9 protein-coding genes are annotated in these 15,029 nt (G+C 34.3%); 5 read left to right on the top strand and 4 right to left on the bottom strand.

The genetic code is table 11. The features are described from left to right. Positions 1-24: 24 nt before the first annotated feature. Positions 25-2,667, bottom strand: coding sequence for a DNA gyrase subunit A (gyrA, locus tag ACHRVL_RS08655; protein WP_395411902.1), 2,643 nt, complete (start codon positions 2,665-2,667; stop codon positions 25-27). A gap of 258 nt (positions 2,668-2,925) precedes the next feature. On the opposite strand from gyrA, the gene ACHRVL_RS08650 reads away from it, so the two are divergent. The 4 genes from ACHRVL_RS08650 to ACHRVL_RS08635 all read left to right on the top strand — a co-directional run bounded on the left by ACHRVL_RS08650 (position 2,926) and on the right by ACHRVL_RS08635 (position 8,238). Beyond that, positions 2,926-5,472 carry an ATP-dependent Clp protease ATP-binding subunit gene (locus ACHRVL_RS08650; protein ID WP_395411901.1) on the top strand — a complete coding sequence of 849 codons (2,547 nt, stop codon included), beginning with the start codon at positions 2,926-2,928 and terminating at the stop codon, positions 5,470-5,472. Between the two features lie 140 nt (positions 5,473-5,612). Then, a complete protein-coding gene (rimK, locus tag ACHRVL_RS08645) occupies positions 5,613-6,980 on the top strand; it encodes a 30S ribosomal protein S6--L-glutamate ligase (RefSeq protein WP_089052330.1) in 1,368 nt (455 codons plus the stop codon). Positions 6,981-7,006: 26 nt separating this feature from the next. Next, a complete protein-coding gene (locus ACHRVL_RS08640; protein ID WP_395411898.1) occupies positions 7,007-7,627 on the top strand; it encodes a hypothetical protein in 621 nt (206 codons plus the stop codon). Positions 7,628-7,719: 92 nt separating this feature from the next. After that, complete coding sequence (locus ACHRVL_RS08635; protein WP_395412180.1) at positions 7,720-8,238, top strand: DUF421 domain-containing protein; 519 nt, start codon at positions 7,720-7,722, stop codon at positions 8,236-8,238. Between the two features lie 89 nt (positions 8,239-8,327). Here ACHRVL_RS08635 and ACHRVL_RS08630 read toward each other — a convergent pair whose 3' ends face one another. The 3 genes from ACHRVL_RS08630 to hutH are packed head-to-tail and all read right to left on the bottom strand — an operon-like array spanning position 8,328 to position 11,909. Continuing rightward, entirely contained in the window at positions 8,328-9,671 is a 1,344-nt protein-coding gene (locus ACHRVL_RS08630; RefSeq protein ID WP_395411896.1) for an anion permease, read from the bottom strand. A 30-nt stretch (positions 9,672-9,701) separates the two neighbouring features. Beyond that, entirely contained in the window at positions 9,702-10,346 is a 645-nt protein-coding gene (locus ACHRVL_RS08625) for a DUF47 domain-containing protein (protein ID WP_089052333.1), read from the bottom strand. Positions 10,347-10,394: 48 nt separating this feature from the next. After that, positions 10,395-11,909: a histidine ammonia-lyase gene (gene hutH / locus ACHRVL_RS08620; protein ID WP_395411894.1), complete on the bottom strand. Its 1,515-nt coding sequence runs from the start codon at positions 11,907-11,909 to the stop codon at positions 10,395-10,397. A gap of 558 nt (positions 11,910-12,467) precedes the next feature. On the opposite strand from hutH, the gene thrA reads away from it, so the two are divergent. Then, positions 12,468-14,915: a bifunctional aspartate kinase/homoserine dehydrogenase I gene (thrA, locus tag ACHRVL_RS08615; RefSeq protein WP_395411893.1), complete on the top strand. Its 2,448-nt coding sequence runs from the start codon at positions 12,468-12,470 to the stop codon at positions 14,913-14,915. The last annotated feature ends 114 nt before the right edge of the window (positions 14,916-15,029 follow it).

Here is a 15,029-nt window from a genome sequence, read left to right as displayed (position 1 = left end):
TAATTTTATTTTAGTGGTTTATAATTATTCTTCTGATTCTTCTTCATCTGAATCATCTTCGTCTTCAATTTCTTCTTCAGAGTCATCATCATCGTCATCTTCTACAACACCGTCGTCTTCAAGAACTTCTAAATCTGGCTTAACTCTTTCGATTGCACTCTCAATAACGTTGCCATCTTCGTCTACAACAACTTCTTCAACATCATCTTTCATTACTTTTGTAACAGCAGCGATAGAATCTTTTCCTTTAAGGTTAATCAATCTCACACCTTGAGTTGCACGTCCCATAACACGTAAATCCTCAATAGCCATTCTAATCGTCAATCCAGATTTATTAATAATCATTAAATCATCCGCATCTGTTACAGCACTAATTGAGATAAGTTTTCCTGTTTTCTCAGTGATATTAAGAGTTTTAACCCCTTTACCTCCACGGTTTGTAATTCTATAAACGTCTTCACCATCTTCGTCTACTAATTTGGTACGTTTTCCGTATCCATTTTCAGTTACAACAAGAATTTGCGAATCATTTACATCATTTTTAGCAACAGTAACCATACCAATTACTTCATCAGTTTCATCTTTTAAAGTAATTCCACGAACTCCTGAAGCCGTTCTTCCCATCGGACGTGTTTTTGTTTCTTCGAAACGAACTAGTTTACCTGATTTTACTGCTAAAATAATTTGGCTTTCTCCATCAGTTAATTTCGCTTCAAGTAACTCATCTCCTTCTTTAATTGTAATAGCGGCAACACCATTTGCACGAGGTTTAGAATATTTCTCTAAAGAAGTTTTCTTAACCTGTCCTTGTTTAGTAACCATTACAAGATTATGAGTATTGATATAATCTTTATCTTTTAAGTCTTGTGTACAAATGAAAGCTTTTACTTTATCATCGCTTTCGATATTCACTAAATTCTGAATTGCTCTTCCTTTAGCTGTTTTACTTCCTTCTGGAATTTCGTAAACACGCATCCAGAAACATTTTCCTTTTTGCGTAAAGAACATCATATATTGGTGGTTTGTTGCAACGAACATATGCTCAAGGAAATCTTGATCTCTTGTTCCTGCGCTTTTTTGCCCAACTCCACCTCTATTTTGAGTTTTGTATTCAGTAAGATTTGTACGTTTAATATAACCAGCGTGAGAAATTGTAATGACTACATTTTCGTCAGCAATTAAATCCTCGATACTTACGTCTCCACCTGAATATTCAATTTGAGAACGACGATCATCGCCATATTTATCGCGAATTTCCTCCAATTCTTCTTTAATCAAATTCGTTCTTAAATTAACATCAGCTAATAAAGCTTTCAAATGCTCGATTAATTTCATTAATTCTTCAAACTCAGCTCTTAATTTATCTTGCTCCAGACCTGTTAACTGACGTAAACGCATCTCTACAATAGCACGAGCTTGAATATCTGACAAACTAAATCTTTCGATTAATTTATCACGAGCTTCTTCAGTATTTTTAGAACCTCTAATAATTGCAATTACTTCATCAATATTATCCGAAGCAATAATTAAACCTTCTAAAATATGAGCTCTTTCTTCTGCTTTGCGTAACTCAAACTGCGTTCTTCTAACTACTACATCATGTCGGTGCTCAATAAAGTAGTGAATCATATCTTTTAGATTCAACAATTGAGGACGCCCTTTAACCAATGCAATATTATTTACACTGAAAGAAGATTGTAATGATGTATATTTATATAAGGTATTTAAAACTACGTTTGGTGTAGCATCACGTTTCAAAATGTAAACGATACGCATACCATTTCTATCAGACTCGTCACGGATATTTGCAATACCTTCAATCTTTTTCTCGTTTACTAAATCAGCCGTACGTTTGATCATCTCGGCTTTGTTAACTTGATAAGGTATTTCAGTTACAATAATAGACTCTCTTCCGTCAACTTCTTCAAAACCAACTTTAGCACGCATTACAATACGTCCTCTACCTGTTTTAAAAGCTTCACGAACTCCTTCATAACCATATATTACACCACCAGTTGGAAAATCTGGAGCTTTAATATGTGTCATTAATTCGTCTACTTCAATATCATTATTATCTAAGTACGCTAGTGTACCATTGATAACTTCAGTTAAGTTATGCGGCGGCATGTTAGTTGCCATACCTACTGCAATACCTGTAGCTCCGTTTACTAATAAAGTAGGAACTCTTGTAGGCATTACTTTTGGCTCATATAATGTATCGTCAAAGTTTAATTGAAAATCAACGGTTTCTTTTTCGATATCTGCCATAATTTCTTCAGAAATCTTGCGCATTCTGGCCTCAGTATAACGCATTGCTGCAGGGCTGTCTCCATCTACAGATCCAAAGTTACCTTGACCATCCACTAATAAATAACGCATACTCCATTCTTGAGCCATACGCACCATTGCATCATATACCGAAGTATCTCCGTGCGGGTGATACTTACCCAGAACCTCTCCTACAATTCTCGCAGATTTTTTATGGGCAGATCTCGAAGTCACACCTAAATCATACATTCCGTAAAGAACTCTTCGATGTACTGGTTTCAAGCCATCTCTAACATCCGGAAGCGCTCTCGATACAATTACTGACATCGAATAATCGATGTAAGCTGATTTCATTTCATCTTCAATGTTAATAGGAATTAACTTTTCTCCTTCAGACATAAGTTGTTATGTTTAAATAATTATATTAGTTTCAAAGCGTGCCAAGATACGTTTTTTTGGAATTTTTTCAGCTATTTACTTACACTTATTTCAATGATTTATTAACAACTTTATTTTGCCTTTTAGTTAATAAATTAAGCGTTTTTTAACTGTTTTTTTATTATTTTTTTTGTCAATTAGCTGACAGGAGTTCTCGATGGGTACGGTTTTTGTTTTTCAAACAGTAATTCACTAAATTTACAATACCAATTATATATTATGGATGATAATTTTTCACCAAGAGTAAAAGATGTTATTACATACAGTAAAGAAGAGGCCCTTCGTTTAGGACACGACTTTATTGGTACTGAACATCTAATGCTGGGCATTTTAAGAGATGGTAACGGAAAAGCTATTCATATACTTAATAACCTAGCAGTCGATTTAGATCATTTACGCAGGAAAGTAGAAATACTGAGTCCAGCTAACCACAGCGTGGAAGTAAATGCCGAAAAGAAAAATCTTCATCTTACCCGACAGGCCGAAAGAGCCCTGAAGACCACTTTTCTTGAAGCTAAAGTATTCCAAAGCTCATCAATCAGCACAGCTCACTTGCTTTTATGCATCTTACGAAACGAAAACGATCCAACAACCAAGCTGTTGAATAAACTAAAAATAGATTATGATATAGCTAAAGAACAATATTTAAACATGACGCCAAACGAAGAAGAATTCTTAGAAAACTTGCCAAGAAACGAATCGTACAATGACGATTCAGGACAAGATGACAGTCTAAAAGAAAGTAGTTTCAATAATCCAGCCAATAAGTCAAACAAAAAATCTAAAACTCCTGTTTTGGATAATTTTGGGAGAGATTTAACAGAAATGGCGGAAGAAGGAAAACTAGATCCAGTTGTTGGACGCGAAAAAGAAATTGAACGTGTTTCACAAATTCTAAGCCGTAGAAAAAAGAACAATCCACTTCTTATTGGAGAACCTGGAGTTGGTAAATCTGCTATTGCAGAAGGACTTGCTTTGCGTATTATTCAAAAGAAAGTATCTCGTATCCTTTTCCACAAACGTGTTGTAACGCTTGATTTAGCAAGTTTAGTTGCTGGAACAAAATACAGAGGACAGTTTGAAGAAAGAATGAAAGCCGTGATGAACGAGCTTGAAAAAAACGACGATATTATTCTTTTTATTGATGAAATTCACACTATTGTAGGTGCCGGCGGAGCAACAGGTTCTCTTGATGCTTCAAACATGTTTAAACCTGCATTAGCAAGAGGAGAAATTCAATGTATTGGTGCTACTACTCTAGACGAGTACAGACAATATATTGAGAAAGACGGAGCTTTAGAAAGACGTTTCCAAAAAGTAATTGTTGAACCAACTTCTGTTGAAGAAACAATTGCAATTTTAAATAACGTAAAAGACAAATACGAAGATCATCACAACGTGACTTACACCCAAGAAGCAATTGAAGCCTGTGTTAAATTAACAAACAGATATATGTCTGAGCGTTTCTTACCAGACAAAGCTATCGATGCTCTTGACGAAGCTGGATCTCGCGTTCACATCACTAATATTGACGTTCCAAAACAAATTCTTGATTTAGAACGCCAGTTAGAAGAAGTTCGTGAAATGAAAAACATGGTAGTTAAAAAACAAAAATATGAAGAAGCTGCCAAACTTCGCGACGATGAAAAACGCATCGAAAAAGATCTAGCTGCTGCCCAAGAACAATGGGAAGAAGATTCTAAAAACAACAGAATTGAAGTTACAGAAGATAACGTGGCCGATGTTGTATCAATGATGACAGGTATTCCTGTAAACAGAATTGCACAAACAGAAAGCAACAAATTAGCTCAATTACCTGAATTGATTCAGAACAAAGTAATTGGTCAAAATGAGGCTGTTCTAAAAATTGCACGTTCTATTCAACGTAACAGAGCCGGACTTAAAGATCCTAACAAACCAATTGGTTCATTTATTTTCTTAGGTCAGACTGGTGTTGGTAAAACGCAATTAGCAAAAGTATTAGCAAAAGAATTATTCGATTCTGAAGATGCATTAATTCGTATCGACATGAGCGAATACATGGAGAAATTTGCTATTTCTCGTTTAGTTGGAGCGCCTCCAGGATACGTAGGTTACGAAGAAGGCGGGCAATTGACTGAAAAAGTTCGCAGAAAACCATATTGTGTTGTTCTTTTAGATGAGATCGAAAAAGCACATCCAGATGTGTTTAATATGATGCTTCAGGTTTTAGATGATGGATATTTAACAGATAGTTTAGGTCGCAAAATCGACTTTAAAAACACGATCATTATCATGACATCTAACGTTGGTGCACGTCAATTAAAAGATTTTGGACAAGGCGTAGGATTCGGAACTGCTGCGAAAGTGGCTCAAGCCGATGAAAACTCAAAAAGCATTATCGAAAATGCTTTGAAGAAAACTTTTGCTCCTGAATTCTTAAACAGAATTGACGACGTAATTGTATTCAACGCATTAGAAAAAGCTGATATCGATTTAATCATCGAAATTGAACTTAAAAAACTATATTCTCGTATTGCTGAATTAGGTTACAAACTAAGCTTAACTGACAAAGCAAAAGCGTTTATTGCTGAAAAAGGCTTTGACAGACAATTTGGTGCAAGACCATTGAAAAGAGCAATTCAGAAATATGTTGAAGATTTATTAGCCGAAGAAATCATCACTTCAAAAATTCATTCTGGCGATGAAATCATGATGGATTTAAAAGATGACTCACAAGAGCTTTCGGTAGAAATTCACAAAGCTGAAGAACCTACAAATCAATAAAATGATTTAAATTTATAACAGAAATAATATACCCGTTACGTTTTCATAACATAACGGGTATTTTTTTTGGATAATTTACTATCTTTAGTAAAAGCAAATAGCTATTTTTGGATATTAAATTCTATAATAAAAAACAACGTATGCTTCAACACAAAGTCATTTTAGGCAGCGAAGAATGGTGCTCATTTCCAGAACTAGGAATCCCGACAATCAAGGCTCGGGTTGATTCTGGTGCCAAAACATCAGCAATGCACGCCATAAACATAGCTCCTTTTATAAAAAATGATGCCAATTGGGTAAAATTTGACATTAATCCAATTCAAAATAACATCAAAACCATCATTCATTGTGAAGCACCGCTGGTTGACAAAAGAATTGTAAAAAGCTCAAGCGGCTTTAGAGAACATCGTTACGTAATTCAAACCAGCATTAAAATTGGCGACTCAAAATGGCCAATCGAAATGACGTTGACCAATCGTGACTCTATGGGTTTTAGAATGCTTTTGGGCCGTGAAGCCATGAGTGGTCGTGTATTGGTCGATCCAGAAGAAAAATACCTTCTTGGACAGCCAACTCCAGAATCTCTTAAAGAATTATATCAAAATTCAGAAAAAGCCAGTTCAGGTTTACGAATTGGACTTCTAGCCAGCAATCCTGAATTGTACAGCAATAAAAGAATCATGGAAGCAGGAGAAATGCGCGGTCATGAAATGCATTTTTTAAACATCAAAGAATGCTACATGAAACTGGACGCTAAAACTCCAGAAATTCATTATAGAGGCGGAAAAATATTAAACCAGTTTGATGCTATTATTCCGAGAATTAGACCGAGCATTACTTTTTATGGCTGTGCTTTAACACGTCAATTTGAAGCTTTGAAAGTTTTCTGTTTAAACTCAGCAACAGCTATAACACAATCTCGCGACAAATTATATTCACTGCAATTGCTTTTAAACAGCGGAATTGACATTCCAACAACTGGTTTTGCCAATTCTCCGCTTGACACAGACAACTTAATCAAAATGGTTGGCGGTTCACCTTTAATTGTCAAATTATTAGAAGGAACGCAAGGAAAAGGAGTTGTTTTAGCCGAAACTAAAAAAGCAGCAGAAAGTGTTATCAATGCTTTTAAAAGTTTAAATGCTAATATTCTAGTTCAGGAATTCATTAAAGAAGCAAACGGAAAAGACATTCGCTGCTTTGTGATTGACGGAAAAGTAGTTGCCGCCATTCAGCGTGAAGCTATGCCGGGCGAGTTTAGAGCCAATATTCACCTTGGCGGAACTGCATCTGTAATAAAAGTAACAGCCGAAGAAAAAAAGATCGCTATAAAAGCCGCAAAAGCAATGGATTTAAAAGTGGCTGGAGTCGATATTATTCGTTCCTCTAAAGGACCTTTATTACTAGAAGTAAACTCTTCTCCAGGTCTTGAAGGAATCGAAGGAGCAACAAACAAAGATGTTGCAGGAGAAATGATTAAAGCTATTGAGAAAAACTTCAAACTATAATTAAAAAATCTTTAAGTAATTTATTAATGAAGAAATTCACAATCTTTCTAATCTTAATTATATTTGGTTGCAATAAAAATGATTGCACCAATAATGAAAAAATTAGAAAGATTGAAACTGAAAAAATAGTAGAAACGCTTCTACATCAAAATTTTATTGAAAATTCTAAAGATTCTTACAGTGTTTGCAGCAGTTTTAAAAAACTTAAAATCAATACTGAAGGTATAAATGCAAAATCAACTAAAGAACCAGTAATTATAAAGCTCCCTCCACGTTTACCACGAATTCTAGAGAATACAGAAATATATATTGAAATGTTATTGAATGCCAATATAGAAGGAAAAAAAATATTCAAAATCAAAGATTCAATAAATTTTGTAGAACAAAACAACTGCTTTTTAAAGTATACATTACCAGAAAAGACATCCAAAAAACTAAAAACAATTCCGGCATCAGAAATAGATAAAGCGAATGATTACATAATATTATCAATTCCTATATTTTCTGAAGACAACAAAAAAGCCTACATGGAAATTGATTGCTATTCCAAAGAATTACCATATGGAAGATCAGTGTACTTAGAAAAAAAAGATAATGTTTGGAAAATCATTGACACTAGAGATATCTGGGTAAAATGCGCTGGTTAAGAAAACAATTAATTATTTAAGAGCTTTGTCAAAGTTTCGAACTTTGACAAAGCTCTTTTATTTAACTTTAATAAAACAAAAGAATAAAAATGATGCAATTCCCTTATTTAGATATAATAATCAGAAGTGTTGCCGTCTATTTTTTCATGACAATAGCACTCCGCATTTTTGGTAAAAAAGAACTTTCGCAATTAAATACAGCCGATATAATTTTAATTCTGCTGATCAGTAATTCCGTTCAGAATGCAATGGTCGGCCCAGATACTAGTCTTCTCGGCGGTTTAATCGCTGCCTTGGTTTTGTTTGTAATCAACTTTACGATAAAAAAACTCACGCATCGTTATAAATCACTAAACAATTTACTTTTGGACAAACCCGAAATTCTTATTCACAACGGAAAACTTGATTTTAAAGCCTTAAGCAAATTAGACATTTCACACGACGAATTAAAAGAAGCAGCACGTGAACATGGTTTAGAACATTTAACAGATATAAAGCTCGCTATGCTAGAAATAGACGGTACTATTAGTATTGTTTCGCAAGACCAAAAGAAATTAAAACAAACGCATTATAAACGAAAACACAATCGTAAAAATCTTCAAAAGTTTTAAAACAAAAAAAAGCCGATTTCAAATTGAAATCGGCTTTTTAAATATTTAAACAAAATGCAATTTATAACTCACATTTCATAATACTCATTTTACGAAATAAATATGCTTAGTACAAAATAAACTAAACCTGCTAATAAAGCTGAAATTGGAATAGTTAATACCCAAGCCCAAATTAAACTTACCGTAACTCCCCATCTTACTGCAGATACACGCTTAGTTAGTCCAACCCCAATGATAGATCCAGTAATAGTATGCGTTGTACTTACAGGAATTTTTAAATGCTCTGTAAAATAAAGCGTTAATGCACCAGCAGTTTCTGCCGCAACACCTTCAAATGAACTTACTTTCGTGATTTTAGAACCCATTGTTTTCACAATTTTCCATCCACCGCTTAAAGTTCCAGCTGCAATTGCAGAATAACACGCTAACGGAATCCATCCCGGCATTACACCTTTAACACCAGTATCATCATTTGGTAAAACAACATCTAACCAAGCATCCATATGAACTCCTGGATTTGTATTAATGTAAACCGCAACCGCAGCCGCGATAATACCCATTACTTTTTGAGAATCATTTCCTCCGTGACCTAAACTAAAAGCCGCAGAAGATAACAATTGCATTTTTTTCAAAGCAGCATCAGCCTGATGAAGATTCAGACTACTGAATACTAAACAGAATGCGCTTACTGTTAAGATAATAAAAGCAACTAAAAACCATTTAATATTATGAGAATCAAAAACTACACTCCAAAAATGAGAATCAAAGCGAGGTTTTCCATGCTCTAAAATTTCTTCATAAGAAACCATCTGAGCATACACAAACCAAATCGTTGCAAGCATTAAAGCTACAGTAAAGATTTTTGGACCAATACTTTTACGAGAAGCATTTAAAAGCCAGATCGAAATTAAATACGAAGCCAAAGCTCCTAATAAAGGCGCTAAAACAATAAATGCAATGATAATAAGAACTCCCGAAGGCATTGCACCATCTTTTCCTGCTTTGTACCAGCTTACAATTTCATACCAATAATGTGTTGTTCCGTCTTCACCAATATAACCAGAGAAACCATGAACTGCAATTGCATGTGCAACAGCCGCTCCAGCAAAACCTCCAATTAAAGTATGTGAAGAACTTGAAGGAATTCCTAGCCACCAAGTTAGTAAGTTCCAACAAATTGCCGCAATAACACCGGCAAGAATTACCACTAGGTTAATTTCCATTGTGTGCGCTGTTTTAGCAACAGTATCCGCAACACCAAATCCGAAAACCCAATAAGCCAGAAAGTTAAAAAATGCTGCCCAAAGAACGGCCTGAAAAGGCGTTAAAACCTTTGTAGCAACAACAGTCGCTATAGCATTTGCCGCATCATGAAAACCATTGATGTAATCAAATATTAAAGCTAATACTATAATTAATATAAGTAGCGTCATAAAATTATAACTTCAGAATGAAAAATTGAATTAAGAATGTTTTACAGAAATAGATTCTAGTATGTTCGCAACACTCTTACACTTGTCTGTTGCTGATTCTAAAACAGATAACACTTCTTTATATTTAATAATATTTTTAGCATCTGTTTCGTTTTCAAAAATTTCAAAAACTGCTTTGTTATATACATTATCAGACTTGTTTTCCAGCTTGTTAATTCTAGCACAAGAATCTTTGATAACTTTAAAATTCTTTAAGTTTCTCAACTCTTTTACTGCACTGTCAATATTTTGACAAGCTTCAAGGTTGATTTCTGTCATCTTTCTGATCGATTTTGTAATCTTATCAACTTGATACAATTTCATACGGCTTGCTGCTCCATGAAGGTAATCAGCAACGTTATCAATAGAAGTAATAAGGGTATGAATATCCTCTCTATCAAATGGAGTAATAAAATTTCTACTCAATTCAAGATTGGTTTGACGCGTAATATCTTCACCTTTTTGCTCTAATTCATCAATTTTTTGAAAAAGAACTTCTCTTTCTTTCAATGGAAGGTTTACAGCTTCGTGTAAGTTAGATGCTAATTCAATTAAATTGCTTGAAGCCTCTTCAAAAAGTGGAAAGAATTTCTTGTCTTTCGGCACTAAAAATTGGAAAATACTGTTTATTGACATTTTTATATTTTTGATAGTGCAAAATTACTTCAATAATATTTTACAATGTTAAGCCATTGTTAACAAATCGTTTTCAATTTGGAAACTATCAAGGAACGAAATGGTCTTTTCAATATCATAATGTAAGATTCTATCCTCTTTTACCAAAGGCACTACTTCTCTATAACTATTCAAAAACATCTCTATAAAATCGCTGGATTTCAAAGGCTCTCTATAGGCAATTGCTTGTGAAGCATTTAACAATTCGATTGCCAAAATTCGCTCTAAATTATCCATAACACGCAAAGCTTTAGTAGCTCCGTTTGCTCCCATACTCACGTGATCTTCTTGTCCATTACTCGAAACAATACTATCTATACTTGACGGAGTTGCTAGTTGTTTGTTCTGACTTGCAATACTTGCTGCTGTATATTGCGGAATCATAAAACCAGAATTCAATCCTGGATTATCAACTAAAAAAGCTGGAAGATTGCGCAATCCTGAAATCAATTGATAGGTTCTTCTTTCAGAAATACTTCCTAATTCAGCCAAAGCAATTGCCATAAAATCTAACGCTAACGCTAAAGGCTGTCCGTGGAAATTTCCGCCAGAAATAATCTGATCCGCTTCAATAAATATATTTGGATTATCTGTAACCGAGTTAATCTCTGTTTTAAATACTTTTCTAACATAATCAATTGCATCTTTTGATGCGCCATGAACCTGAGGCATACAACGGAAAGAATACGGGTCCTGAACGTGTTTTTTCTCTTGAGCAATAATTTCGCTTCCGTCCAAAAATTCAGTAATGCGTTTTGCCGTTACAATCTGTCCTTTATGCGGACGTATATAATGTATCAATTCATTAAACGGCTCAATTCTTCCATCAAAACCTTCCAATGAAATTGTTCCGATTAAATCTGCCAAATACGAATATTTATAGGCTTTTAATAAAATGTGAGCTCCATAAGCGCTCATAAACTGCGTTCCGTTTAGCAAAGCCAAACCTTCTTTTGACTGAAGCACAATTGGTTCCCAGTTAAAATGTTTTAAAACTTCGGCAGAAGCCATTCTTTTACCTTCAAAAAACACTTCACCTTCGCCTAATAACGGTAAAGATAAATGTGCCAATGGCGCCAAATCTCCAGAAGCTCCTAATGAACCTTGTGTATAAATAACCGGTAGAATATCATTATTATAAAAATCAACCAAACGCTCTAATGTAACAAGCTGTACGCCAGAATGTCCGTAACTTAAAGACTGAATCTTAAGTAAAAGCATCAATTTTACAACTGCTGCAGGAACTTCTTCGCCAGTTCCGCAAGCATGCGACTTAACAAGATTCTCCTGAAGCTGAGATAAATTTTCGTTAGAAATTTTCACATTGCAAAGCGACCCAAAACCTGTATTGATTCCGTAAATTGGTTCTGAATGTGAAGCCATCTTTTTATCTAGATAATCACGGCATTTTTGCACGTTTACTTTTGCCTCTTCAGACAATTCTAGTTTTTTATCTAGAACGATGATTTCTTGTAAAGCTTCTAAACTTAATGTTTCTGTACTTATATAATGGATTTCTCTCATGATGTTTTTCAATTTAAGATGTCAAAATTCAACAAATCAATATTAAAATGCAACATTTTATCACAATAATTAAAATTTCAATGCAAGTCATTCTTCACTTTTATTTTTTTCTCAATGCTAAAAACGGAGTCTTTTACTGCTTTTTGATTATTTTTTCATTAAAAATCAACTCATTGCAATAGGTTTTTATTGCAAAATGCGTTCTTAATAATATCAAAACCTCAATTTAGGTTATCTAATTTTAACAAATACTCAATATTGAAATTTTGAGATTTGAATTATTAAAATATTCGTAAAAAGGCTCAAGGAGTTTTAATTACATCTAAAAAACAGTACTTTTGAAAAATCAAAATGAAAAGTAACAGCACAAAATATCATTCTACAATAACAACTCAAACTAGAGTTGCAATTGCTGCTACCATTATTTCTACTACAACAACTACTACCCCTTAGGGGTATACATTTTTACATATAATCCTAGGTTACCTATACTTTTTTCTTGAAAGAAGAGAGTTATTGGATAGATAAAATATTTGCATAAAAGAAAAAAACATCAAAATGAAAGTATTAAAATTTGGCGGAACTTCGGTAGCCAATGCTCAAAATATAAAACTCGTTCTCGAAATTGTTAATCAAAAATCAAAAACAGATCAATTAGTTGTTGTAGTTTCTGCGCTTAGCAAAGTGACCGATTTATTGCAATCAGCAGCTGCAAAAGCGGCAGCGAGCGATGAAAGCTTTAGAGATATTGTTGCCGAAATAGAGAAAAAACATCTTGAAACGCTAAAAGAACTTATACCTGTAAGCGAGCAAAGCAGTTTGTTGAGCCACGTAAAAAGAATTATAAATCATCTGGAAACTTTACTAGACGGTTGTTTTTTATTAGGAGAATTATCTCCAAGAACTGCTGATACTATTTTGAGTTTTGGCGAATTACTTTCGTCTTTTATCATCGCTCAGGCTTATCAGCAAATTGACAAAAATGCAGTTTATAAAGACAGCCGCGAATTGATCAAAACAAATAACAATTTTGGTAAAGCGGTTGTAAATTTTGAAGCATCAAACAATTTGATTCAAGAATATTTTGCACAAAATCAAGCGCAAATCAATATTTTACCTGGTTTTATAGCACAAACTCCTGACGGAATTACTACTACTTTAGGCCGCGGCGGGTCTGATTATACAGCTGCAATTGTTGCAGGTGCTCTTGAAGCGGAACAATTAGAAATTTGGACTGATGTAAACGGAATGTTTACTGCAAATCCAAAAATTGTTAAGCAAGCAAGACCTATTGCCGACATTTCGTATCAGGAAGCGATGGAATTATCGCATTTTGGAGCCAAAGTGTTATATCCACCAACAATTCAGCCGGTTTTAAGAAAAAACATTCCCATTTTAATCAAAAATACTTTTGAACCAGAAGCCGAAGGAACTTTAATTTCCAGTCATGTTTCCTCAAAAGATACTGTTGTAAAAGGAATCAGTCATATCGATAATATTTCGCTTGTAACACTTGAAGGTCCAGGAATGATTGGAGTTTCAGGTTCTTCAAAACGTTTATTTGAAGTTTTATCTCAGGAAAAAATCAATGTTATATTTATTACTCAGGCTTCTTCTGAGCATTCTATCTGTATTGGAATTTTAAATTCGGATGCTGATAATGCCGAAGCTGCGATTAATAGAGCTTTTGAAATTGAAATTCTTCAAAACAAAATTGATCCGTGTATCCTCGAAAAAGACCTTTGCATTATTGCTTTGGTAGGTGAAAACATGAAAAACCACCAAGGTTTAAGCGGAAGAATGTTCAGTACTTTAGGAAAAAACAACGTAAACATTCGTGCCATTGCTCAAGGTGCTTCTGAAAGAAACATTTCGACTGTAATTAACGAAAGAGACGTTAAAAAAGCATTGAATACTTTACACGAAAATTTCTTTGAAGAAAACACAAAACAGCTCAACTTATTTGTAATGGGAGTTGGAAATGTGGGCGAAAAATTCATTGAGCAAATTCACAATCAAAGAAAATTTTTAAAAGACAATTTAAAAATTAATGTCCGTGTAATCGCTTTGTCAAACTCTAGAAAAATGCTTTTTGACGAAGACGGAATTTCATTAAAAGACTGGAAATCGGCTTTAGACAAAGGCGAACCAGTTAATGCAGCAGAATTTATCCTGCGCGCAAAAGAAATGAATTTACGTAATAGTATTTTTGTTGACATTACAGCAAATGCAAGCGTTTCTGAATTGTACGAGCAATTCTTAAAACAAAGTATTGCGGTTGTAACTTGCAACAAAATTGCGTGTTCATCTGCTTATGATAATTATAAAAAACTAAAAAGCTTATCTCGCCAATACAACGCTCCGTTTTTATTTGAAACAAATGTTGGTGCGGGATTACCAATTATAGACACGGTAAAAAACTTAATTGCTTCTGGCGATAAAGTGCATAAAATTCAGGCAGTTTTATCTGGAAGTTTGAACTTCATTTTCAATAATTTCGATAAAAACAATTCTTTCCACGATGTGGTAAAAGAAGCCGGAGTTCAAGGATTTACAGAACCAGATCCAAAAATTGACTTAAGCGGAATCGACGTAGCACGTAAAATCCTGATTCTTATTCGTGAAAGCGGTTACGAAATGGATATTGACGCGATTGCAAACGAATCGTTCTTGCCAGCAGATTGTTTAGCGACAACAAACAACGAAGACTTTTTTGCTTCGTTAATCAAACACGCTTCTCATTTTGAAGGTATTTACAACGAAGCTTTAGCCAAAGATTCAAGATTGAAATACGTTGCACAATTCGAAAACGGAAAAGCAAGCGTTGGTCTGCAATTCATCCCGAAAGATCACCCTTTTTACAACTTAGAAGGAAAAGACAATATTGTATTGTTTTACACAGATCGCTATGTAGATCAGCCTTTATTGATAAAAGGAGCCGGAGCCGGAGCGGCTGTTACCGCTTCAGGAATTTTTGCGGATGTAATTCGAATAGGTAATATCTAAACAGGTACAAAGGCTCAAAGGTGCAAAGGGACAAAGTTAAAAACCTTTGAACCTATGAACCTTTGCCACTATGAACCTTAAAAAACAATAAGTAGTAAAGCCTCTGAACCTTTG

This window comes from Flavobacterium sp. FlaQc-28 (assembly GCF_044007415.1).
GTDB lineage: Bacteria > Bacteroidota > Bacteroidia > Flavobacteriales > Flavobacteriaceae > Flavobacterium.
This window is presented reverse-complemented; position numbering and strand designations above follow the sequence as displayed.

Bases quoted from the DNA above. Each gene is read 5' to 3' on its own strand.
- gyrA (WP_395411902.1), bottom strand. From the start codon at position 2,667: ATGTCTGAAGGAGAAAAGTTAATTCCTATTAACATTGAAGATGAAATG.
- ACHRVL_RS08650 (WP_395411901.1), top strand. From the start codon at position 2,926: ATGGATGATAATTTTTCACCAAGAGTAAAAGATGTTATTACATACAGT.
- rimK (WP_089052330.1), top strand. From the start codon at position 5,613: ATGCTTCAACACAAAGTCATTTTAGGCAGCGAAGAATGGTGCTCATTT.
- ACHRVL_RS08640 (WP_395411898.1), top strand. From the start codon at position 7,007: ATGAAGAAATTCACAATCTTTCTAATCTTAATTATATTTGGTTGCAAT.
- ACHRVL_RS08635 (WP_395412180.1), top strand. From the start codon at position 7,720: ATGCAATTCCCTTATTTAGATATAATAATCAGAAGTGTTGCCGTCTAT.
- ACHRVL_RS08630 (WP_395411896.1), bottom strand. From the start codon at position 9,671: ATGACGCTACTTATATTAATTATAGTATTAGCTTTAATATTTGATTAC.
- ACHRVL_RS08625 (WP_089052333.1), bottom strand. From the start codon at position 10,346: ATGTCAATAAACAGTATTTTCCAATTTTTAGTGCCGAAAGACAAGAAA.
- hutH (WP_395411894.1), bottom strand. From the start codon at position 11,909: ATGAGAGAAATCCATTATATAAGTACAGAAACATTAAGTTTAGAAGCT.
- thrA (WP_395411893.1), top strand. From the start codon at position 12,468: ATGAAAGTATTAAAATTTGGCGGAACTTCGGTAGCCAATGCTCAAAAT.